19 protein-coding genes are annotated in these 21,690 nt (G+C 65.5%); 10 read left to right on the top strand and 9 right to left on the bottom strand.

Annotated features, from left to right (window positions below; genetic code table 11):
• Positions 1 to 140 precede the first annotated feature (140 nt).
• The gene (locus PCA31118_RS11845) at positions 141 to 1,547 is read left to right on the top strand and encodes an SGNH/GDSL hydrolase family protein (RefSeq protein WP_246190199.1); all 1,407 of its coding nucleotides are present in this window, start codon (positions 141 to 143) and stop codon (positions 1,545 to 1,547) included.
• Positions 1,548 to 1,610: 63 nt separating this feature from the next.
• Here the strand turns inward: PCA31118_RS11845 and PCA31118_RS11840 are convergent, their stop codons facing one another.
• A complete protein-coding gene (locus PCA31118_RS11840; protein WP_150625412.1) occupies positions 1,611 to 2,273 on the bottom strand; it encodes a 2-hydroxychromene-2-carboxylate isomerase in 663 nt (220 codons plus the stop codon).
• Positions 2,274 to 2,529: 256 nt separating this feature from the next.
• Here PCA31118_RS11840 and PCA31118_RS11835 point away from each other — a divergent pair, with 256 nt between their 5' ends.
• Positions 2,530 to 3,591: a YeiH family protein gene (locus PCA31118_RS11835; RefSeq protein ID WP_246190198.1), complete on the top strand. Its 1,062-nt coding sequence runs from the start codon at positions 2,530 to 2,532 to the stop codon at positions 3,589 to 3,591.
• 129 nt (positions 3,592 to 3,720) lie between these two features.
• On the top strand, positions 3,721 to 3,891 hold the full coding sequence (locus PCA31118_RS27010; RefSeq protein WP_157123251.1) for a hypothetical protein: 171 nt from the start codon (positions 3,721 to 3,723) through the stop codon (positions 3,889 to 3,891).
• A gap of 46 nt (positions 3,892 to 3,937) precedes the next feature.
• Here the strand turns inward: PCA31118_RS27010 and PCA31118_RS11830 are convergent, their stop codons facing one another.
• The 4 genes from PCA31118_RS11830 to PCA31118_RS11815 all read right to left on the bottom strand — a co-directional run bounded on the left by PCA31118_RS11830 (position 3,938) and on the right by PCA31118_RS11815 (position 6,908).
• On the bottom strand, positions 3,938 to 4,831 hold the full coding sequence (locus tag PCA31118_RS11830) for a glycosyltransferase family 2 protein (protein WP_150625411.1): 894 nt from the start codon (positions 4,829 to 4,831) through the stop codon (positions 3,938 to 3,940).
• 27 nt (positions 4,832 to 4,858) lie between these two features.
• Positions 4,859 to 6,157: an O-antigen ligase family protein gene (locus PCA31118_RS11825; protein ID WP_150625410.1), complete on the bottom strand. Its 1,299-nt coding sequence runs from the start codon at positions 6,155 to 6,157 to the stop codon at positions 4,859 to 4,861.
• A gap of 130 nt (positions 6,158 to 6,287) precedes the next feature.
• Positions 6,288 to 6,638, bottom strand: a complete 351-nt coding sequence (locus PCA31118_RS11820; RefSeq protein WP_150625409.1) for a hypothetical protein — start codon at positions 6,636 to 6,638, stop codon at positions 6,288 to 6,290.
• 57 nt (positions 6,639 to 6,695) lie between these two features.
• Positions 6,696 to 6,908 carry a hypothetical protein gene (locus tag PCA31118_RS11815; RefSeq protein WP_150625408.1) on the bottom strand — a complete coding sequence of 71 codons (213 nt, stop codon included), beginning with the start codon at positions 6,906 to 6,908 and terminating at the stop codon, positions 6,696 to 6,698.
• 302 nt (positions 6,909 to 7,210) lie between these two features.
• On the opposite strand from PCA31118_RS11815, the gene PCA31118_RS11810 reads away from it, so the two are divergent.
• The 3 genes from PCA31118_RS11810 to PCA31118_RS11800 all read left to right on the top strand — a co-directional run bounded on the left by PCA31118_RS11810 (position 7,211) and on the right by PCA31118_RS11800 (position 10,454).
• On the top strand, positions 7,211 to 8,164 hold the full coding sequence (locus tag PCA31118_RS11810) for a LysR family transcriptional regulator (RefSeq protein WP_150625675.1): 954 nt from the start codon (positions 7,211 to 7,213) through the stop codon (positions 8,162 to 8,164).
• Between the two features lie 208 nt (positions 8,165 to 8,372).
• Positions 8,373 to 9,026, top strand: coding sequence for a DUF4286 family protein (locus PCA31118_RS11805; RefSeq protein WP_150625407.1), 654 nt, complete (start codon positions 8,373 to 8,375; stop codon positions 9,024 to 9,026).
• A 78-nt stretch (positions 9,027 to 9,104) separates the two neighbouring features.
• On the top strand, positions 9,105 to 10,454 hold the full coding sequence (locus tag PCA31118_RS11800) for an MFS transporter (RefSeq protein ID WP_150625406.1): 1,350 nt from the start codon (positions 9,105 to 9,107) through the stop codon (positions 10,452 to 10,454).
• Between the two features lie 107 nt (positions 10,455 to 10,561).
• Here PCA31118_RS11800 and PCA31118_RS11795 read toward each other — a convergent pair whose 3' ends face one another.
• From PCA31118_RS11795 to PCA31118_RS11780, 4 genes are all read right to left on the bottom strand, one after another.
• Positions 10,562 to 13,438 carry a hybrid sensor histidine kinase/response regulator gene (locus PCA31118_RS11795; protein ID WP_150625405.1) on the bottom strand — a complete coding sequence of 959 codons (2,877 nt, stop codon included), beginning with the start codon at positions 13,436 to 13,438 and terminating at the stop codon, positions 10,562 to 10,564.
• Positions 13,435 to 14,223: a response regulator transcription factor gene (locus PCA31118_RS11790; RefSeq protein ID WP_246190216.1), complete on the bottom strand. Its 789-nt coding sequence runs from the start codon at positions 14,221 to 14,223 to the stop codon at positions 13,435 to 13,437. Before PCA31118_RS11790 ends, PCA31118_RS11795 begins: the two co-directional genes overlap by 4 nt.
• Before the next feature lie 410 nt (positions 14,224 to 14,633).
• Entirely contained in the window at positions 14,634 to 15,935 is a 1,302-nt protein-coding gene (locus PCA31118_RS11785) for a UDP-N-acetylglucosamine 1-carboxyvinyltransferase (RefSeq protein ID WP_150625403.1), read from the bottom strand.
• A 119-nt stretch (positions 15,936 to 16,054) separates the two neighbouring features.
• Positions 16,055 to 16,930 (bottom strand): GntR family transcriptional regulator, encoded by an 876-nt coding sequence (locus tag PCA31118_RS11780; RefSeq protein ID WP_150625402.1) that lies wholly within the window; start codon positions 16,928 to 16,930, stop codon positions 16,055 to 16,057.
• Between the two features lie 357 nt (positions 16,931 to 17,287).
• Here PCA31118_RS11780 and PCA31118_RS11775 point away from each other — a divergent pair, with 357 nt between their 5' ends.
• Genes PCA31118_RS11775 through PCA31118_RS11760 form a run of 4 tightly spaced genes read left to right on the top strand, consistent with a single transcriptional unit; the run spans position 17,288 to position 21,508 of the window.
• Positions 17,288 to 17,530 carry a DUF3311 domain-containing protein gene (locus tag PCA31118_RS11775; RefSeq protein ID WP_150625401.1) on the top strand — a complete coding sequence of 81 codons (243 nt, stop codon included), beginning with the start codon at positions 17,288 to 17,290 and terminating at the stop codon, positions 17,528 to 17,530.
• Positions 17,527 to 19,002 (top strand): sodium:solute symporter family protein, encoded by a 1,476-nt coding sequence (locus tag PCA31118_RS11770; RefSeq protein WP_150625400.1) that lies wholly within the window; start codon positions 17,527 to 17,529, stop codon positions 19,000 to 19,002. The genes PCA31118_RS11775 and PCA31118_RS11770 overlap by 4 nt, the downstream gene beginning before the upstream one ends.
• Complete coding sequence (locus tag PCA31118_RS11765; protein ID WP_150625399.1) at positions 18,999 to 20,225, top strand: amidohydrolase family protein; 1,227 nt, start codon at positions 18,999 to 19,001, stop codon at positions 20,223 to 20,225. The genes PCA31118_RS11770 and PCA31118_RS11765 overlap by 4 nt, the downstream gene beginning before the upstream one ends.
• Positions 20,222 to 21,508 carry an MFS transporter gene (locus tag PCA31118_RS11760; protein ID WP_150625398.1) on the top strand — a complete coding sequence of 429 codons (1,287 nt, stop codon included), beginning with the start codon at positions 20,222 to 20,224 and terminating at the stop codon, positions 21,506 to 21,508. The genes PCA31118_RS11765 and PCA31118_RS11760 overlap by 4 nt, the downstream gene beginning before the upstream one ends.
• Positions 21,509 to 21,690 lie beyond the last annotated feature (182 nt).

Below are 21,690 nucleotides of genomic sequence, written 5' to 3'. Positions count from 1 at the left end.
TCAGACGAGACAGAAGAGACGGAAGAGACGGAAGAGATAAAGGCGTCGGCCCGAAAGGCAATGTAAGTCCTTGCCAACGGCCACAATCAGGCACAATGGCGACTGCTGCCTCGCTTGCCCATGTTGCCTACGTTGTTTCGATGCCCCCGACGCTCCTGAATTACCGGTTCCCCGCTGCCGAGGGCTTGCCCCGCATGCACCGTGCCCTGCGTGTCGTTTCAAGTCGCACGTTGAAGGTTGCCGCTGCCGCTATCGTGACGGCGGCAGTCGGCGTTGCGTCGCCCGCCTTCGCCCAAAGCGCGACCGGTACGGCGACCCCTTCGAGCGTTCGGGAAGCGCGTCGCGTGCCCGATGCCCCTAACCCGCACAGCGCGCGCGTCGGCGCGTGGGCGACGGCACCGCAGGCCGTGGCGCAACACCCCGCCGCGCCCTCGTTCAATCGGGCACCGGCGGTCGGTGGGCGTACCGTGCGTCAGATCGTGTTTCCGACACTCTCCGGCAATGAAGTGCGCGTGCGCTTCTCGAACGCGTACGGCACGCAGCCGCTTGTCATCGACCGCGCCAGTCTGGCGGTCTCGGTGCGCGGCGCGGCGATCGATGCCGCGAGCCTGCGCGAGCTGACCTTCGGCACGCAGCCGACAGCCCGCATTGCGCCGGGGGCGTCGATGGAGAGTGATCCGTTGCCGTTCGCCGTACGCGCCGGCACGCCGTTGGCCATCAGTCTTTTCACACGCGAATCGAAGACACCGACGACATGGCACAAGATCGCCCAGCAAACGGCGTTTCTGAGCGGTGCCGGCGACTTCGTCGGTGACGCTCAGGCGGCGTCGTTCCCCTCGCGATTTACCAACACCTTGTGGCTCGCGGGGCTGAGCGTGGTGCCGGATGCGCCCTCGCAGGCCATCGTCGCGATCGGCGATTCGATTACCGATGGCATGCGCAGTACGCTCAACGCCAACCGCCGCTGGCCGGACGGGCTGGCGCGACGTCTGGAGAGCGCCGGGCGACGCGATGTCGCCGTGCTCAACCTCGGCATCAGCGGCAACCGTCTGCTGAACGATTCCGCGTGCTACGGCGAACGGCTGGTTTCGCGTTTTCGTCGCGATGCGCTGGAGCAACCGGGTGTGAAGACGGTCGTCGTGCAGATCGGCATCAACGACATCAATTTCGGCTATGTGCCGCCCCACGCGGGACTCGATTGCGATGTTCCGCATGTGATCGTGACTGCGCCGGAGATGATCGCGGGGTATCAGTCCCTGATTGCTGCCGCGCGCGCGCACAACGTGCGCATCATCGGCACCACGATCCCGCCCGGCAAGCTGCCGCCGGAGCGAGAAGCGGTGCGTGACGCCGTGAATCAGTGGGTACGTACGGCGGGGGCGTTCGATGGTGTCGTCGACTTCGACGCCGCGCTGCGCGATCCGTCGCAGCCCTCGCGCATGTTGCCGCGCCTGGACAGTGGCGACGGCACGCACCCCAGCGACGCCGGCTATGCCGCCATGGCCGATGCCGTGTCCTTGCCGCTGGTGCTCGGCACCGGGAAATAACCGGATTGTCCCCGATTGTCCCGGCGTTTCCTGGCTTGTCCGGGCTCGTCTGCGGCAAGCGCCTCAGCGCTCGCGTCGCACGCCCACTGTCACCTGTTGTAATCGTTTGACGTCCGGCGATTGCAGCCACTCCGGGTGCGCCAGGCAATGGCGGAACATTGCCGTGGCGTCGTCACCCCAATACAACTCGCCGTCATAGGCAAACGTCGGCACACCGAACACGCCGGCGGCAATGGCCCCTTCGGTGTTTTCTCGCAAGGCGGCCTTGACTTCCGGCGCCTCGGCGCGCACGAGGGCTTCGTCGGCCGACAGGCCCAGCAGCGCGTTCAGGTCGGCCCAGCCTTGTGGGTCGGTCACGTCGCGCCCCTGCGCCCAGATGAAACGAAAGATCGTGCGCACGACATCATGGGTGGCGCCCAGCGACAGGGCCAGCCGCAGTACGCGAATCGGATGAAAGGGATGCACCGGCGGCATCCTGAACGCAATGCCGTCCTGCTCCGCGCGGAACTGCGCCATACGGTAAGTGAAGATGCGCTTGTGCGGCGTTTCCGCGGGCCCCTGCGTCTGCAGGTGCACGAGAATCGCGCCGAGCACGATCGGCTTCAGATCGATGGAAAGCGTGCGCGGCAGCGTGTCGAAACGTTCGAATTGCAGATACGCGAAGGGCGAGGCGAAATCGAAATACCACTGTGCCCGGCGGGCAGGGGTGTCGGCGGTTTGCGACATGAGGCGCGGTCTCCTTTGTTGGCATCGTGTCCGGCTGGTGGCGCTGGTAGGCGCTCAGACAGTGTAACGGCGCGTGGGCGCGTCTGTAATGGCACAGAACGGGCACAAAAACAGGCATAAAAACGGCAAGAAAATCAAGACGTTAGGTCGCCGGCGCGACTCTATCGGAAATTTGGATATTTTGTATCCGATATAACGATTTTTATTATCGATGCGGAGTTTTTAGACTTGCAGTCATTCGAAAGGAGTGCCTGCAATGACCACAAAGACCCACGCTGCATCGACCCGCGCTTCGGCCTCGGCCGCGCGTCCCGATACGCTGGTGCCGGATCAGCACAATCCGTGGGCAGGTCTGATTCTCTCGACCGTCATCGCTTTCGTGGCCTTGCTGCTCGGGCGTCAGATGCCGCTCGTCGGCGGCCCCGTGTTCGGCATTCTGCTGGGCATTCTCGTGCGCAATCTCTTTTCGCCAGGCGCGCGCTACGAAGCCGGTATCAAGTTCGCCTCGAAGTACGTGCTCCAGTGGTCGATCATCGCGCTCGGCTTCGGCCTGAGCCTGTCGCAAGTGGCGCATACCGGGCTGGAGTCGCTGGCTGTGACGGCCGTGACGGTCACCGCCGCAGGCTTGTCGGCCTGGGGGCTGGGGCGCCTGCTCGGCGTGCCCGACAAACTCAAGCTGCTCATCGGCGTCGGCACGGCGATCTGCGGTGGTTCGGCCATTGCGGCCGTCACGCCCATCGTCAAGCCGGACGATCATGAAACGGCGTTCGCCATCTCGACCATCTTCCTGTTCAACATTGCCGCCGTGCTGCTGTTCCCGCTGCTCGGTCACGCGCTCCACCTGTCGGACCTCGGTTTCGGCATGTGGGCGGGGACGGCGATCAACGACACGTCGTCGGTGGTGGCCGCCGGTTACAGCTACAGCAAGGCGGCCGGCGATTACGCCACCATCGTCAAGCTCACCCGCGCGACGCTGATCATTCCGATCTGTCTGACGCTGGCCGCCATCGTCGCCTATCGCGCCAAGCGTGCCGGCGCCGGTAACTTCAGCCTTGCCCGCATCTTCCCGTGGTTCATCCTCGGCTTTCTGATCGCATCGGGCATTCGTACCGCCGGGCTGGTCCCCGCGAGTCTGCAGCCGTGGATTCACGACGCCGCCGAATTCCTGATCATCGTGGCACTGACCGCCATTGGCCTGTCGTCGAACCTGCGCCGCATGGCCTCGACGGGCGTGCGTCCCATCCTGCTGGGCCTCGGCGTGTGGGCCGCTGTGTCGGTGAGCAGTCTGGTGGTGCAACTGGGCATGGGGCAGCTTTGATCGACGCGTCAATCCTCCGTCCGATCCTCGGGTCTTAGGGCAGACCCCGCGGGCAAGCCGGGTTTCGTCGCCTAGAATGCAATCACGGACGGTCGTCGACCGCCCGTGACGCATTTTCGGGAGGCCGCGATGACAAGCTCATTCGGTGAGATCTGGTACACGATCGGCGCACTCGTGGTGATCGCGGTACTGGCAGGCATGGTCTGGGAGCTCGGGGTGTGGTGGACACGTCACCCGGAGAGTCCCGCCGTGAAGCGGGTCGAGCATGCGTGGGCGCGAATCCGCCACCCACGGCACTGACGCGAATCCGAACAGACAGCGTGAACGGACAGCATGAGCTGGACGCTCAGTCCAGCTTCAGATGGCGCGGCACGTTGGCATCCCAGCGCGCGAGGTCTTCGAGCGGGTAGGGCTTGCTGCCGTGCAGCGCGCGCTTGATACGGCTCTTGCCGCTGGGCGAGGGGACGTTCGGCAGCGCGTCGCCCTCCGGCGTTCCCGCCAGGTCGAGGTAGTTGCGCTTGAATTCCGCCTGCGTCATCCCCCACTTCATCAGGAACTCGCGGCTGCCGCGATTCTTCACCACGCGCCCGGTCGAGCGGCACCCGAAGTGATAGACGACACTCTTGCCGACGATGCGAAACGTCCGGCATCCGACCAGCCACAGCTTCATCAGGAAGTCGTCGTCGCTGCTCATGCCCGGTCCGAACTCGATGCTGTACCCACCGACGAGATGCCACAAGCTGCGGCTCACGAGGGTCGGCTGGGTGGGCACGCCGTTCACATCGGTGCGGTCCAGCGAGGCGGCAAAGGCGAGCAGACCGGCCTCGTCGAACGATTCGGCGGTCGTGCCGAAATCCTTCGACACCACCTGCTTGCTGACGCCCGCGTTCGGCTCGATCATCACCGACGACAGATAGTAGACGGGCGTGTCGAGCGCGCGGGCCGCGTCGATGAGTGCCGTGTCCCAGCCGGGCGTGACGAACATGTCGTCGTTCAGGAAGAGCAACTGGTCGTGCGACGCGAGCGGTGCGAGCTGGTTCAGCGCCAGGCACACGCCCACGTTGCCGCTGCTGTGCGTGTAGCGCAGGCCTTGCTCGCGAACCCATTCCAGGGTGCCGTCGCTGCCGTCGTTCACATGAACGAGGATTTCGTGCGCCTCGCCGGAATGACGGCGAACGCTGTCGATGCACAGCTTGAGGAACGGAAGATTGTTCCAGGTGGGGATGAGAATACTTAGCATGTCGGGATCGCCGCGTTCATAGGCCGTTCATCGATCGTTAGGCGCTTCGTCTTCTGAAGCGTCGACAGGATAGGCGATCGCGGCAAACACGGCCAGCATCGTCGCGTAGAAGGCGACCGTCACCTTGAGATTGAACGTCTCGACCGTCAGGCCGAACACCGCGAACGCGACGGCTGTCATGAGGCCCATCAACGCCGCGCGATTCTCGACGCGGGCGCGCCGCAACTGTGCGGAGCGGACAAAGAAGATGGCCGGCCCGATGTAGACGCCCAGAATGCTAAGCAGTCCGAGAATCCCGTAATCGACGGTATACGCGAGGATCTGGTTGTGCACTTCGCCCTTGCCCAGTTCGGCCGCCTGGGGCGTCAGTTGCCCGGAGGCCGCCATCTTCGGCATGGCGTCGTGATAGCCGTGAGCCCCATGACCGAGCACGGGCCGCTCGGCGATGAGCGTGACGGCGACCTTCCAGAGTTCGAGCCGGATGCCTGTGGCCGTGTCGGCATTGCCGTCGGACAGGCTGACCAGATCCGAGCGAATCGACTCGAACCGATCGCGCACGACCTGGGAGGAGAAACTGCTCGCCAGCAGCACAAGCGCGACGACGGCAATCGTGGTGCGACGTGCCCTGCTCACCGGTTGATAGCGCCACAGCAGCCACACGATCAGCAGGCATGGCAGCACGATCCACCCCCCTCTGGACTGGCTTGCCCAGGAGGCATAGCAGCCTGACGCGGCTCCAAGAATCTTCAGGGCGACGATCCATGGCTTGTCATGCCTGAACCAGTGAATGGAGACGACGGACAGAATGCCGAGCAGCACGGCGATGTCGCCGAAATGGATCGGGTTCAGAAAGGAGCTCTCCGCTCTGGCCGCCATCAGATCGGTGGTCGAATACCATGCCATGAGCGCCGCACACAGGGCGCCGGCGCCGAAGGTGAGATCCACCCATCGCGGCAGGATATCGACGATCCTGCGCAGTCCGAGGAATACGACGATCGCCAGCACGAACCGAACCGGCGAATCGAGCGTGTTGGCGACGACGTGACCGTGCAGCACCTCCACAAACGCAATGGCCAGCACCGGCAGCAGCAGCGAGCCGAGAAGGACTCGGACGTGGGCCTTGGTCTTGATCAGGGCGCACGTTTGCCCCGGTATCCGGTCGGAAAGGAGGACGATCGCGCCGAGCGCGACGGTCAGGAACATCACCGTGTTCCCACCGCGCGGCACAACCAGTGAAACGGCGGGAAACAGCAGGATCAGTGTGCCGAAAAGCTTGGCGAGGAGGTGCCGACGGAAAGTTCGTGCCGGCGCGGCGGACAGGCTCATTGGATACCAGGCAACTGCGTGAATTTACTTTGCACGAAGTATGCCAGAAATGCCCGTCACGCCGCGTTATCCATCTGTGTGGCGTCTGTGTGGCGCAACGCCGGAGGGCGATTGCGCCAAAAATTCACAATTACAGATTCATTGCCCCCAACACGCCGCACAGGTGCAACGCCACGTGAGTCCAGGCGGCCTCGTCGTAGTTGTCCCCCTGCCGAGCCAGTTGTTGCGCCTCGTGAAATGTCCGCCACATGGCGGCGGCGCTCGACGGTGTGCCGCCCGCGAGCCGGTACTGGCGTTGCAGCGCCTCGGCCAGCCAAGGCTGGTCCTGCGCACAAGCCTCGGCGTACGCTTCGACCGCGACACGCGCGTAGGGATCGCCTGCCGGGTCCAGCACGACCGGTTGACGTGTCGACCCACGGGCAAGGGAAGCCGCCATCGCGTGACGCTCGGCGGCGTTGTAACGTGTGTGGTGATGTTTCATTTCGGTCTCGTCTCGTTGGCCGCGCCGGAGCGCCAGCGCGGGATCACTTACGCGGACTCACTCGTTTTCCATGTCGCGGATGAACAGCATGGCCGCCTGCTTGGCCTGATCGATGCTGGCAAACGTACGGCCGTCCATAGGCCAGATGTCGACCAGCACCGCATAGCTGCCGGGGCGCTCGGCCTGCATGATGCGGATGTAATGCTGCCGGAACACGCAGCGCGCGAGTTCCACGGTCGGATGCGGTCGGCGGAAATGGGCGGTTGACATGACAGTCTCCAGAGAGTCGGCCCTCCGGCCTCGACGGGCCGTTACGTCTCAATTCAGCAAATCCCGTGCCAATCCTCATGCGTCGCTTAACCCTTTGATTTTCAAGGGGCTCGACCGAGCCGCCGAATCGCCGCCGTGGAAAAACGTTACGAAAACGAAACGTCGCGAAACATGATGGGAACGTCACGCCGTAACACTTCGTGGTCGAGATAGTCCGCAGATTGCGGCCAATCGCTCGATTTAGCCCGATTGGAGTTGCCGCTAAAATGGGTCAATTCCCAGAACTATCGTCGTCCGTTCGCATGAATCTGCGTTTTCTCGAAACTTTCGTCTGGCTGGCCAAACTGCGTAACTTCCGGCTGACGGCCGAGCGTTTGCATACGACGCAGGCGGGGGTGTCGAGCCGTATCGCGTCGCTTGAGCAGAGCTTTGGCGTGCGTTTGTTCGACCGCAGCGCGCGCGAGGTGACGCTCACGGCGGCCGGACAGAAGGCGCTGGCGTACGCGGAGCGCATCGTCATGCTCGGGCAGGAGATGAAACGCGAGCTGAGCGACCCGGACATGCCGCCGGGCGTGCTCAAGATCGGCGTGGTCGAGTCGATCGTGCATAGCTGGTTCCCGGATCTCGCGTCGCGCATTCACCGTGAGTATCCGCAGCTCGAAATCGAAGTCACGAGCGAGACGACCATCAATTTGTGCAAGCAACTCGAAGCCGGCACGCTCGATCTCGTCTTGCAGACCGATGTGCAGCATGCCGCCGGCGTGGAAAATCTCCCGCTGGCCGAGTTCCCCATGCGCTGGGTGGCAAGCCCCAAGCTCAATCTCGAAGGCGAGACGCTCGACGTGGCGGATCTCGCGGCGTATCCGCTCGTGAGTTTTTCGCGCAATTCGGGGCCGCACAAGACGCTCGAGCGCATGTTTTCGGTGGCCGCCGAGCGGCCGGTGCGGGTCAACTGCATGACGTCGGTGGCGGCGATCATCCGTCTGGTCGCCGACGGTTTCGGCGTGGCCATGCTGCCGCCCGCAATCATCCAGCGCGAATTGGGCGAGCACAGCCTGCACCTGCTGCGCGTCAATGCCAACTTCCCCAATCTTCCGCTCGTCGGGTCGTTCCGTACGGGGGCGCTGCTCGCAGAGAACGTCGCTCGTCTGGCGCAACGCACCGCCAGCGAGTTTGCCCTGAACATGGGCCCCGACATCGCCATTCCGCCTGCGGCCGCCATGACCGCGCCCGCCTGGGGCACGAACGACGTCTGAGCGCGCGCACACATGGGGTTCCCCCGCACGCCCGCCCGCAGGGCAACGGATTCCGGGCGGTCATAAGAATTTGCTGTCACGGCGAATTTGATTTCTTGTTGGACGCGTTTTCCCTCGTTTTGCACACTCGGTGCAACGCTCGACCCGTGCGTGCTCCTCGCCGAGCCGTGTCGGTCGGCCCCCGATTGTCGAAACCGATGGATGCCCCATGACCGTGACTGCCCCCCGCGCCCAACTCTGTATCTGGACGAATATCGATCCGGCCTTCGAAGCGGATTTCAACCGCTGGTACGACCGCGAACACATGCAGGAGCGTGTGGCAATTCCGGGTTTTCAGTTCGCCCGCCGCTTCAAGGCGCTGCACGACTGCGCCCGTCCGTACCTCGCCCTGTATTGCACGCGTGACGCCGCCGTTTTCACCAGCGAGCCGTACGCGCAGGCCTTTCAACACCAGACCGAGTGGTCGGTGCGCAACTTCGCGCGCATGCAAGGCACGCAGCGTCGTGTCGGCACGCTCGACATCGAAGCCGGTCAGGGGCAGGGCGGCATGCTCGCCGCATTCGTGCTGCCGGCAACGACGGTGGCGCAGGCGCGTGGGCGCCTGGACGCGCAACTTGCCGAGGTGGTGCAGGGCGACGGCATCGTGCGAGCCACGTTGCAGGTGACCGTGCCGACGCTGTCCGTCTCGCTCACCGCCAAAGACGCGCCGCTTCCCCCGGCCGACGCCGTGGTGCTCATCGAGGGCACGGATCCTGACGCCGTGCGCGCGGCCGCCGAGACGCTGGCCGCCGCATATGGTGTACCCGCCGCGGAAGTGACCCGCTTTGCCCTGCTGTGGCGCCTCGGCGCCAACGACGACTGACGTCGTGCCCCCCACGCGCGAGACCGTCCGACCCGGTTGCACTGGCCGGCGGCGCTCGCGCCCTCTCTGGAGACATCCATGACGACGTATTCGAATACCCGCGACGTTCACGACAAGCGCGGCGACGCTGCTCCCGCGCAGGCGGCGACGGGCAGACACGGGGCCAACAAGGGCCGTCTGGCGACTGCCAGCATGGTCGGCACGACCCTTGAGTGGTACGACTTCACCGTCTACAACACGCTCGCTGCGCTGGTCTTCAACCATCTCTTCTTTCCGTCGGTCGATCCGCTGGCGGGCACCATTCTCGCGCTGTCGACGTACGCCGTCGGTTACGTTTCGCGACCGCTCGGCGGTTTCGTGTTCGGCAATCTCGGCGACAAGATCGGACGACGTGCCGTGCTGGTGCTCACGCTCGTGGTGATGGGCCTGACCACCGGGTTGATGGGGCTGCTCCCGACCTATGCATCGATCGGCATCTGGAGTCCGGTGCTGCTCGTGGCGCTGCGGTTCGTGCAGGGCGTGGCGCTCGGTGGCGAATGGGCCGGCGCGGTGTTGCTCTCCGTCGAGCACGGCGATCAGAAAAAGCGCGGACTGAATGCGTCGTGGACGCAGGTCGGGCCGTCGTTCGGCACCTTGCTCGCGACTGGACTGATCGCGCTCATCACGCTGGCGATCTCGCCCGACGACTTCCTCTCGTGGGGCTGGCGTGTGCCATTTCTCCTGAGTCTCGTGCTCGTGGCGTTCGGCCTGTGGGTGCGTCGCGGCGTGGAGGAGACGCCGATGTTCGAGCAGATGCAGCATTCGGACCGTCAGGCGGAAATGCCCATCGCCGACGTCTTTCGCAAGCACTGGCGCAATCTCCTGGTTGCGGGTGGTTCGCGTATCGGCTCGGATGTGCTGTATGCGCTGATGGTCGTCTTCACGTTGACCTACGTCACCGGCACCCTGCATCTGTCGCGGCCGCTCGCGCTGACCGCCGTGCTCGTGGGCACTGCCTTCAACGCGCTGACCGTGCCACTGTTCGGGGCGCTTTCCGACAAGCTGGGCCGCCGCCCGGTATACGGCTTCGGCGTGTTGTGCGCCGTGATCTGGGCATACGGCTTCTTCGTGCTGCTGGACACGTCGAGTCCGGCGCTGATCGTGCTGTCGGTGGTGGTCGGTCTGGTGATCCACGCGATCATGTACGGCCCGCAGGCGGCGTTCGTCACCGAGCAGTTTCCGACGCGCGTGCGTTACGCCGGCTCGTCGCTGGCCTATACGCTGGCGGGCATTCTCGGCGGCGGCTTCGCCCCGTTGATCATCGTGAGTCTGTACAAGCAGTACGGCACGACGTTGTCGGTGTCGCTGTACGTGACGGCGGCGCTCGCGGTCACCGCCATTGCGTTGTTCGCGGCGCGCGAGACAGCCCATAAACCGCTGCGCGACTGAAGCGCGACCGGGGCACGGCTGAGGTGGGGGCGCTCACCCGCGTCCCCCACGTTGGGCGCGATGGCCCGCACAGACAACGGCATGCCCTGGCGCGTGCCGTTGTCGTTTCACGACTGCGCCGGTGACGCGCAAAGCTCGGCGAGCCCGGCGAGGTCGCCGCGTTGCGCGAGCTGGTGCACGTGTCGCGCGAAGACATCGTATTGCGGCGAGAGCGTGCTCAGATTGCGCGCCCAGTCCATCAGGTCGGTAATGGCCCCCATGGCGATGAGTTGACGCGCTTCGACGAGCAACTCGCGCGACGGGCGCACGAGTGTCGCGTGCTCGAGATCGGCGTTGGGGTCGGCGCCCGTGCCGGAGAGGGCGACGCTTTCGTCACGTTGCAGATCGAGCAGGCGCGCCAGCGTATTGCGCAGGTCGACGAGCTCGACGGGCTTGAGCAGGCATGCGTCGTAGCCGCCGGCTTCGGCGCCGGCCACGGCCTGCGGCGAGGCGGAGACCGCAAGCACGGGGACGCCCGGCCACCGGCGCTGCGTGGCGCGTGCCACGTCGAGCCCGTCGGCGTTGGGCATCATGTGGTCGGTCAGCACCAGATCCGGCGATGCCTGATCGGGCTCGCCCAGTGCCGCGATGAGTGCGACGCCATCGTCGAAGGTACGCACCGAGAAGCCCAGACTCGCGAGTTCGTCATGCAGGAACTGCCGGATTTCAGGCGAGTCCTCGGCCAGCCAGATGCGATGCCCGGTGCCGTCGAGCGGCGGCAACGCGTGCGTGGCCCCCGCGAACGATTGCGGCACGAGGTCGGCTTCGCGCGCCACACGCAATGGCAGCGTGAACGTGACCCGTGTGCCGACGTCGGGGGTGCTGTGAATGGCAATCGTGCCGTCCATGCGCTCGATCCATTGCTTGACGATGGCCAGCCCAAGTCCCACACCCGGCAGGCGTCGCGCGCGATCGAATCGCGCGAACGGTTCGAACACGCGCGGCAGATCGTCTCTCGCGATACCGCAGCCGGAATCCTCCACCGTGAAGCTCACGTGCACGATGTCGGCGAGCGTCGCGTCGGGCGTGGCCGACAGCGACAGCGTGATGGTGCCGTCTGCCGTGTACTTCGCCGCGTTGTCGAGCAGATTGCCCAGCACCTGGCGTACGCGTTTGGCGTCGAATGCCAGCAAGGGCGGGAACGGCGCGCGTACGTCGAGCAGGAAGGCATTGTCGTGCTTGCGCGCGAGGCTCATGCCTTCATGCGCAATGCCCTCGATGAAGGCGTGCGTATAGATGGGCGTGACGTGCAGCGAGTCGGCCGCGCCGCCGCCCGCATATTCGATCAGGTCGTTGACCATCGCGAGCATGTGATGCGCGCTGCGGCGAATGATGCGGCCCCGGTCGGCGTCTTCGCGCCCGCCCGACTGGACCAGATCGGCGAAGCCGATGATCGACGTGAGCGGCGTACGCAGGTCGTGACTGATGCGCGCGAGAAAGTCGCTCTTCGCACTGTTCGCCTCGTCGGCGGCGATGAGTGCGGCTTGCAGTTCGCGGGTGCGCGTGTCGACGGCATTCGCCAGACGCGCCTGTTCTTCGCGACGCGTTTGCAGCACTTCGCGCTGCGCCGCGCGTTGTTCGCGCACGAGTTCGCGCGAGCGTCCGGCCACGAGGATGGTGAGCATCAACAGCACGGAAATGTTGGTGCTCCAGCCCATTGCCGTGTTGGCGAGCCAGTCTTCGGGCAGCAGGCCATTGATGATCGCCAGCCGCCAGAACAGCACGACGCAACCGGGCGAGAACGAGATCAGGCTCAGGCGCGCGTTGGAGAAGCCGCGTCGCCAGCCGTCGGCCAGCGAAACGACCCAGATCACGTTGAAGACCGAGAGCAATTGCAGATGCGTATTGGCGGCCACACGGTGATCGCCGAACAACACCCAGGTGGCCATGAAACCCATTAGCCCGATCATCGCGCGATAAGTCCAGCGCCACAGCGTCACCCCGTTAAGCCCGGAGAAGATGAGCAGCATCGCGCTGAAGCATCCGGCGGTCAGCGTCGAGAAGAAGCTGGGGGCCCGTACGATGAACTCGCCGCCCTGCGTGAGCAGGTAGCGATACAGGAAGCCCTGGAACGCCATGTCCTGGGCGACCTGCGTGAGGGTGGTGAGCGCGAGCAGCACGAAGACCGGATCGCGACGCGCCACGCCCAGCACGGACGCATACAGGCCGATGGAAATCATCGAACCGACGAGCAGCATGGCCACCATCGCATTGTGGGCTTCGGCCATGCGGAAGTCGTCCGGCTGCCACAGCTGCGGCACGAGGCTGACCGTTGAGCGCGTTTGCACGCGTACGAGGAAGGTGAGGCGCTCGCCCGGGGCCAGCGTGATCGGAAAGACCGAGGTCTCCGAGCGGACGGGGTGTTGCGCCAGCGGCACGGTGTGGCCGGCGCGCCACGTGATGCCCGGTTGGGTTGCGCCGGGCGGTACAGCATAAAAGCGAACGTCTTCCAGTCGCACGATACCGACACTCAGCCAGCGCGTGACGGGGGTTGTCCCTGAATTCACGACACTGCCCGTGAGCCAGAAGGCCGAGCGGCGGTAGCCGGCATTGAGCATGCGCGGGGTGATCGCCTGCCAGCCGGGGGCGGCAAGCGCCTGCATGGCATCGAGACTTCGTGTCGGGTCTTCGAGCATGCGCAATTGCGTCTGGAGCCTGAGCGGTGACGGCGCGTCGGCAAGATCGATCGCGGTTGTCGACGACGATTGTGCAGCCTGAAGCGGGAGCGACGCCGCAATGGCGTCCTCGCCCGGCATCAGGCGCGCGATGGGCGCCCACGGTGCGCAAGGCTCGGTCAGCAGGGCATCAGCGCCGCAGATGCCGGAAATGCCGAAGAGCCCGAAAATCCCGAAAAGCCCGATGAATGCAAGCGCGGCGACCGTCAGCCAGACGGCGACAGTCCGGCGCACGCCCCGCGCCCGCATGCCCGACAGCGCATCGCTCATGGCGTTCCGGACGTGCCGCGCGTACCAGACGCACCGGACGCACCGGCGCGTTGGGGGGCGTGCTCGACCTGCGCGCCCTGCTCTCCCTGCTCGCGAAAGCCGCTGGGCGGCATGCCGAAGCGTTCGCGAAAGGCGGTTGCGAAGTTGGCGGCGCTGGCGAAGCCGACGGCACCGGCGATGTGCTGCACGTCGAGCGAGGTTTCCGAGAGCAGGCGCCGTGCCTCTTTCATGCGCTCTTCGCGAAGGAAGTCGAAAACCGTGACCCCTACACATCGCCGGAACGCCAGATTGAGGCGGCGGGTGTTCGTGCCGACCGCGCTTGCCAGCCCGGCCAGCTCGGGCGTGGTGCTCAGCCGGTCGAGCAGCAGGGCGCGCGTGGCGCGAAACAGCACGGCGTCCAGCGTGTGCGCCTGCACCGGGAGCGGGGCGAGCTTGCCGTGTTCGCCATGCGAAGCGGGGGCCGTCGTCTTCAGGTGGATGGAAAGACGCAGCCGCACTTCTTCGAAATCGTAAGGCTTGGTGACGTAATCGACCGCACCGGCCGTGAGTCCGGCGACGCGCTCGCCGGGCAGGGCGGCGGCCGTGAGAAAGATGAGCGGGATGTGGCGCGTGCCCGGATCGGCCTTGAGCAGGCGACAAGCGCCCAGACCGTCGCAGACCGGCATGCGGATGTCCATCAGGATCAGATCGGGCTGCACCGTGCGCGCCTTGGTGTAGCCGTCGCGGCCGTCCTGCGCGATGTAGACTCGGCAGCCTTGCTGGCTGAGGAAGTCCATCAGCAGCATGCGGTCTTCCTGGTTGTCGTCGACGACGAGCACCCGCACGCCCGACAACTGACGGGCATGCGGTGAGGCTGGCCATGCGCTGGCCGCGCCGGATGATGTCGTGGCGGGGGCGGCAAACGACTGCGGGGGCAGGTGACGATCGCTCATGATGGTCGTCATTCTTTCACATTCCCTTTGCGCCGCCGCGCCGATACGGTGCGAATACCGACAGGCGGGAAATAATTTTCCGCCGGGCAAACGTCGTATGCCGTCGGGCAAAGGTGGTGTCCTCGCGTATCGGGTCGGCTCGGGTAAGGTCAACCGTCGGGTTCGCAGCGGTGATAACCGGCGCGCGGGGGATCGGGGGGTCGCCTGCCGTCGGCGTGCGCCGCAACGCGAGCCCGGCCCCCCCGGGGGGGCCGTCGGTCAACTTATTCCGGCGTCGTCCAGACGACGTTCGCGCCCACCGAACACAGGTTTTCGACGAAATGAGGATGTGCGCGTCGAATCGGCTGCGCGTTCTTGATCGTCGACTGGCCGTCGATGCTCGCGGCCACCATCAGCAGCGCAATTGCCACACGAATGATGTACGGGCTCTCGACCACCGCCGGCGAGAGCGGCACGCCACCGAACGTGATCAGACGATGCGGATCGGACTGGAACACGTGCGCACCGAACTTCGAGAGTTCCGTCGACCACCCCATGGCGCCGTCGTACACCTTGTTCCAGAACATGGCGCTACCTTCGGCCTTCACGCCCAGCGCAATGAAAATCGGCAGCAGGTCCACCGGGAAGTAAGGCCACGGCGCCGCTTCGACCTTCGTCAGAATGTTCTGCGTGAACGGTGTCTGCACCTTGAGCTTGCCCTGCGCGGTGGCGGTGGACCAGCCGTCGCGATGCTCGACCTTGATGCCGAACTTGGCGAAGGTGCGGTCGATGAGCGGAAACTGCTCGGGCGCTGAATTCTTGACGGTGATCTCCCCGCCCGTGATCGCGCCCAGCGCCAGGAACGTGGTGATCTCGTGGAAGTCCTCGGCGAAGCGGAATTCACCGCCGCCAAAGCGCTCAACCCCTTCGATGGCGAGCTGCGAGGTGCCCACGCCTTCGATCGGCACGCCCAGCATCTGCATGAAGCGGCAGAACTCCTGCACGTGCGGCTCGGAGGCCGCATTGTTCAACTGCGAGCGACCGTTGGCGGTCGAGGCGCACAGCACGAAGTTTTCCGTGGTGGTCACCGACGCGTAGTCGAGCCAGTGATGGATCGCGGGACGCGCCTCGTCGGCGTGGATCAGCAGCGAGCCCGAGGTGCGCTCCACGCGCCCTCCGAAATGACGCAGCACTTCGATGTGCGGGTCGATCTCGCGCACGCCGAGCGTGCAGCCCTTGATGTTGTCCTCGATGCGAGCGACACCGAACCGCGCGAGCAGCGGCGGCACCAGCATGATCGACGAGCGCATCTCTTCGGGCAGATGGTCCGTGCGCGGATCGAACTTCGTGTTCCGGTGGTGCACGTCGAGAATGCCCGCGTCGAAGTCGACGCTGACGTCGCTGCCAAGCTGGCGAAAGATGTCGAGGATCTTGCGAACGTCGGTGATCTCGGGCACACCGATGAGGCGCACCGGCTGATCGGTCAGCAACGTGGCGCACAGAATCGGGAGAACGGCGTTCTTGTTGGCGGAGGGGGTGATGCGGCCGCGCAGCGGCTGGCCGCCGTGGACTACCAGATGGGACATGGGCTTCCTTCGGGCTTCATGCTTGCGTCAAGCACTCGGAACGGCTGTCTGCGCAAGCGGGGGCAAAAAATGGCAGGCGGGCCGCTAGCCCGTCGCGATCAGGCGAAATATACCCCGATTCAGGTCGCTGCACCGGCAAAGGCTTCGGCAAATATCGCGCGAAAGTCCGGCGTCTCGGCGGCTGCGGCGCGCGTGAGCACCCGTGCTTCGAGTTCGTCCAGATGGGCAGTCGCGAGCGCAATCGCCGCCTGCGTCTTGCCATCGCGCAACTGGCTCACGAGCTGGGCATGCTCGGTCGGTGCGCAGTGCATGAATTCGGCCGGGTCGTAGAGGGCCTTGTACAGCTCCGTCTTGGCGACGAGCTGACGGGCAAACGCGTCGAGCTCGGCGCTGTCGGCCATACCGATCAACTTCAGATGGAACTCGCCCGCGAGGCGAATGGAGCGCTCGTGCGTGCCGTCGGCGTGCGAGCGGGCTTCGGTCGCGACGTGAGCGTCGAGCACCGCGAGCTGCGCGTCGCGCAGCCGGCCGCAGACGCTTGCGATCACGCCGGTCTCCAGCACACGGCGCGCGCGATATGTCTGACGGATGTCGTCGAGCGAGGGCTGCGGCACGAACGCACCGCGATTCGGTTCGAGCACCAGCTTGCCTTCGAAGCCGAGCCGCGCCAGCACCTTGCGTACCGCGCCGCGCGTGCAACCGAACGCCTGCGCCAGATTCCGCTCGCGCAATGGCATGCCGGGGCGCAGCTTGCCCGAGAGCAACGCCTGCGAGATGGCTGCGTAGACCCTTGCCTCGATCTGCTGACCTGCGCTGCCCGGCGCGTCGTCGCCCGCCGGCGTCGATGTTGCCTCAGTCACCGAAGTTGCCGATGCCGCCGACTTCGCGGTGGCGGCATGCGTGTCCCGAGCGGCGCGGGACGCGGCGCCCTGCGGCGTGTCGGCTGCCGTAGGTGACGGTGGTGGCGACGGCGAGGGCGGTGCAGTGCGGCTCAAGCCGGATCTCCTTGAAGGTCGTGGATCGCGTGGACGTGGGGCGCATTGTACCTGCGGTGCCGAGTCCTCCGGTCACGTCAAACGTTCCCACGGCGTCAATCCCGGCTCACGGCGTGTAAACCCTCGATCAGGGCCTTCAGGCCAAATGCGATCTTGCATTTCGGCAATTCGTTACCGATAATGGTCAACAAAAATGGTTAACCATTTTGGTGTGTTTGGTTGATGATATGCCAATTCGAAACGGCATGCCATGCCCACTGGACACAGCGAAGTGGCACGAAACCATGGCGCCGCGCGCGTCTGCCCCCAACGCTGACGCGCGGCCGACCGACGAATCCCTTTGGGTCTGGAGACATCATGAAACCCGTGCATTGCCTGGCCGCGCTTCCCGTCGCGGCGTTTTACAGCGGCGGCTGGCTCGCCGAACATGTGGGAACCCGGCTCGCCGGTCTGCCCTTTCTGATGACGTGGAACATCGTCTGGCTGCTGCTCACGTCGGTCGTGATGGTGGTGATGTTCCAGTTCGACGGCTCGCGCGATGCCGCCCGCGCGTCGGGCGCCGACACGACTTCCCGCGATCACGACGGAGCTGCATCATGAATGCCGCGCTTGCCGTCATCGCGGCGTTTCTGGCGTTTGCCCTCTTCATCGGGATTCGCGCCCGGCGCGGGCGCACGATGAGTCTGGAGCAGTGGGCGGTGGGTGGCCGCGGCTTCGGCACGCTGCTCGTGTTCCTGCTCATGGCAGGGGAGGCGTTTTCCACCTTCACGTTCCTGGGCGCGAGCGGATGGGCGTACAGCAAGGGGCCGCCCGCGTTTTACATCCTTGCTTACGGCGCGCTCGCGTATCTGCTCGGCTACTGGATGTTGCCCGCCGCGTGGCGTCACGCCACGAAGCACAATTGCGTGTCGTTCTCCGACTTCTTTGCGACGGCGTACCGCTCGCGCGCCTTGGGCGTGGTGGTGTCGGTGGTGGCCGTGCTGGGCATGAGCGCCTTGCTCATCATTCAGTTGCGCGGTCTTGGCATCATCGTGTCCGAAGCCTCGTATGGGACGATCCCGCCGGCCGTGGCGATCTGGTGCGGCGCCATTGCGATGGTGCTCTACATTACGGTGTCGGGTATTCATGGGTCGGCGAGCATCGCGATCTACAAGGACATTCTGATTCTCGTGATCGCCGTATTCCTCGGCATCTATCTGCCGCTGCATTACTTCGGTGGCTTCGGTGAAATGTTCGACAGGATCGAGGCGGCGCGCCCCGGCTTCCTGCAAATGCCGACGAGCGGCCTCACGCTGTCCTGGTACAACTCGACGATTCTGCTCACGTCGCTCGGTTACTACCTGTATCCGTATGTTTTCACCTCGGTGTATGCGGCCAAGACCGAGAGCGCGGTGCGCAAGAACACGATTCTGATGCCGCTGTACCAGATGGTCATCGCGTTCATGTTCTTCGTCGGTTTCGCGGCGATTCTGCAAGTGCCGGGACTGAGCGGCGCAGACTCGGACCTGGCGCTGCTGCGCATCGTGAAGCAGACCTTCTCGCCGTGGTTCGTGGGCGTGATCGGCGGTGTGGGGGTGTTGACCGCGCTGGTGCCGGGTTCGATGATTCTGCTCAATGCGTCGACGTTGATCGCCAAGAACATCTATCGCGACGGTTTCGCGCCGCAGGCGAGCGAAGCGTTCGTCGGCAAGCTGGCCAAGCGCGTGTTGCCGGTGTTCGGGCTGGTTGCGGTGTTCTTCGTGTTGCGTGGCGGGGCGACGTTCGTGGCGCTGGCGCTGTTCGCGTCGAGTCTGCTCACACAGTTGTTCCCGTCGTTCGTGGCGAGCTTGCTGCCCCGACCTTTCGGTAACAAGTACGGGGCGTTTGCGGGCATCGGTGCGGGCGCGCTCGTGTTGCTCGCCGCCGTCGGCTTCGACGTCAATCTGCGCACGCTGTTGCCGGGGGCGTCGGACACGGTCGCGTCGATCAACATGGGGCTGGTTGCGCTGGCGGTCAATGCAGTGACGTTCGTGGCGGTGAGCACACTGACCCGCTCGCGTCATGTGAAAGCAGGCATTTTGAGGAAAGTATGACGACACTGGAAATTCGCAACGCGCGCGCGCTCGACGGCAAGCCGGTCGAGGTGCGCGTGGAGCACGGAAAGATCGCGGCCATCGGGCCGTCGCTGCCAGCGAGCCAGGCGTCCGGGGCACAGGTGGGCGATGGAGCGCCTGCGCACGACGCGGTACGCCGGATCGACGCGCGCGGCGCGCTGCTCATGCCGGGACTGGTCGAGGCGCACACCCACCTGGACAAAACGACGTGGGGCATGCCGTGGTACGTGAACGAGTGCGGCTCGCGACTCATCGATCGCATCGATAACGAGCGCGCATGGCGCGCCGCCAGCGGACATGACGCAGGCGCCGCTTCGCTGGCGCTTGGCCGTGCGTTTCTCGCGGCAGGCACCACGCGCTTGCGCACGCACGTGGACATCGACACCGAGGCGGGCCTGCGCCATCTCGAGGGCGTACTTGCCACACGCGAGACACTCCGGGATACGCTCGACATGCAGATCGTGGCGTTTCCGCAGTCGGGGGTACTCGATCGTGCAGGCACCGTCGAATGGCTCGACGCGTCGCTCGCGCGCGGCGCCGACGTGCTGGGCTGGCTCGATCCCTGCGCCATCGATCGTGATCCGAGGGCGTCGCTCGACGCGATGTTTGCGCTGGCCGACAAACATGGCTGCCCCGTCGATATCCATTTGCACGAGCCGGGCGAGATGGGGGTGTTCTCGTTCGAGTTGATGCTCGAGCGCATTCTGGCGCTGGGCATGCAGGGCAAGGTCGTCGTCTCGCACGCATTCTGTCTGGGTGAGCTCGACGCGGCGCGGGCCGACGCGTTGCTCGCACGACTGGCCGATGCCGGTGTCGCGCTGGTCACGACCGCGCCCCCGTCGCGCATTGTGCCGCCGCTCATGGCATGTCGCCGCGCCGGTGTGCCGCTCGCGGGAGGCAACGACGGCATTCGCGACACCTGGACGCCGTATGGCTCGCCCGACATGCTGGAGCGCGCGATGATGATCGGCCTGCGCTACAACCTGCGTCGCGACGACGAACTCGACATCGCGCTCGATTGCGTCACGCATCAGGGCGCGCGCACGTGCTGGTTCGAGGACTATGGCCTGCACGTGGGCGCGCGTGCCGATCTTGTACTCGTCGACGCCCTGAATGCCGCGCAGGCCATCGTGACGCGCGCGCCGCGTCGCTGGGTGGTGGCGAACGGGCATGTCGTGGTCAGCGAGGGCGTCGCGGTATGACGCTTTGGCTGGCCATCGTGGCTGTCGGGCTGACGCTGCGCCCGACGCTCACGTCCATCAGTCCGCTCTTGCCCCAGATCCGTGAAGCGACGGGCATGACGTATCCGGTCGCGGCGCTGCTGACGTCGCTGCCGGTGCTGGCGATGGGAGCGGGGGCGTTTGCCGCGAGCGGGCTGACGCGTCGCTTCGGCGAGCGTCGCGGCGTGCTGCTCGGTCTGGCCGCGCTGGCACTGGCCTGCGGGGCGCGCTTCGTTGCCGACGACACCGTCACGATGATCGCGACGGCGCTGGCCTCGGGGATCGGCATCGCGATCATTCAGGCGTTGTTGCCCGGCGTGGTGAAGGCGAACTACCGTGCGGGGCGAATGACGTCGATGATGGGGCTGTACTCCGCTGCGCTCATGGGCGGGGGCGGTCTGGGTGCGGCCATGAGTCCGTGGGCGGCGGCCGAGGCGGACGACTGGCGCATCGGGTTGGGAATGTGGCTTGCCGTGGTCGCTGCAGCGGCCTTCGCGTGGTGGCGAGCGCCATTGGCACGCGCCGCGTCGGGTGACGACGAATCTTCAGTGACTGACGCGACCGCGCCACGACGTGCCGCAAGCAGTGCCGAAGCGTTGCGCGTTGCGTGCCAGACGGCCAGCGCAAATGTTGCGCAGACGGCGCCGTCCATGCTCGCCTTGTTGCGCAAACATCGCGCATGGACGCTCGCGATCTATTTCGGTCTCATCAACTGCACTTACACGACGATGGTCGCGTGGCTGCCGCCGTTTTATCAGCAGCGCGGCATGAGCGCAAAGCAAAGCGGCGCGCTGCTCGCCGGGCTGACGGCGTGTCAGGTGTTCGCCGCGCTGGTGCTGCCGTGGCTGGCGCGACGCAACGTCGATCGCCGTCGCTGGCTGACGCTCGCACTGGCGGCGACGCTGGGCGGTCTGGCGGGACTGGCCGTCGCCCCCGACGCGGCGCCGTGGTGGTGGATCGGCGGGATCGGTTTCGGTCTTGGCGGCACGTTCTCGCTCGGCCTGGTGCTCGCACTCGACCATCATGCGCACCCGCGTCACGCGGCGGCGCTGGCGGCCTTCATGCAAGGGGTGGGGTTTTGCATCGCGGCAATCGCGCCGTTTGCCGCCGGCGCCGTGATGGCGGCGACGGGCAGCTTCATGCCCTCGTGGGGCGGGCTCATCGTGCTCAACGTGGCGCTGATCGCGCTGACGTGGCGGTTCGACCCGCAGGGGTACGCGTCGGCGCTGGGGCACTTACGCGTTGCGCACGCGAGACAGGTGTGAATGACGCAAAATTCCTGCGAGCAAGATACGCAATCCGCGCTAAGATGACTCATCGTGTGATATCGCAGCGGAGCGTCGTCGCGAGACCCTCGCTCCCGGCCTGACCTGTTTCCTCGGTAGTCTTGGACTTGCCCGTTCGGGCTCAGGTTGGCTGCGCGCTGCCGGATACCAGAGGAGAACGG

It is taken from the genome of Pandoraea captiosa (assembly GCF_902459775.1).
Taxonomy (GTDB): Bacteria; Pseudomonadota; Gammaproteobacteria; order Burkholderiales; family Burkholderiaceae; genus Pandoraea; species Pandoraea captiosa.
This window is presented reverse-complemented; position numbering and strand designations above follow the sequence as displayed.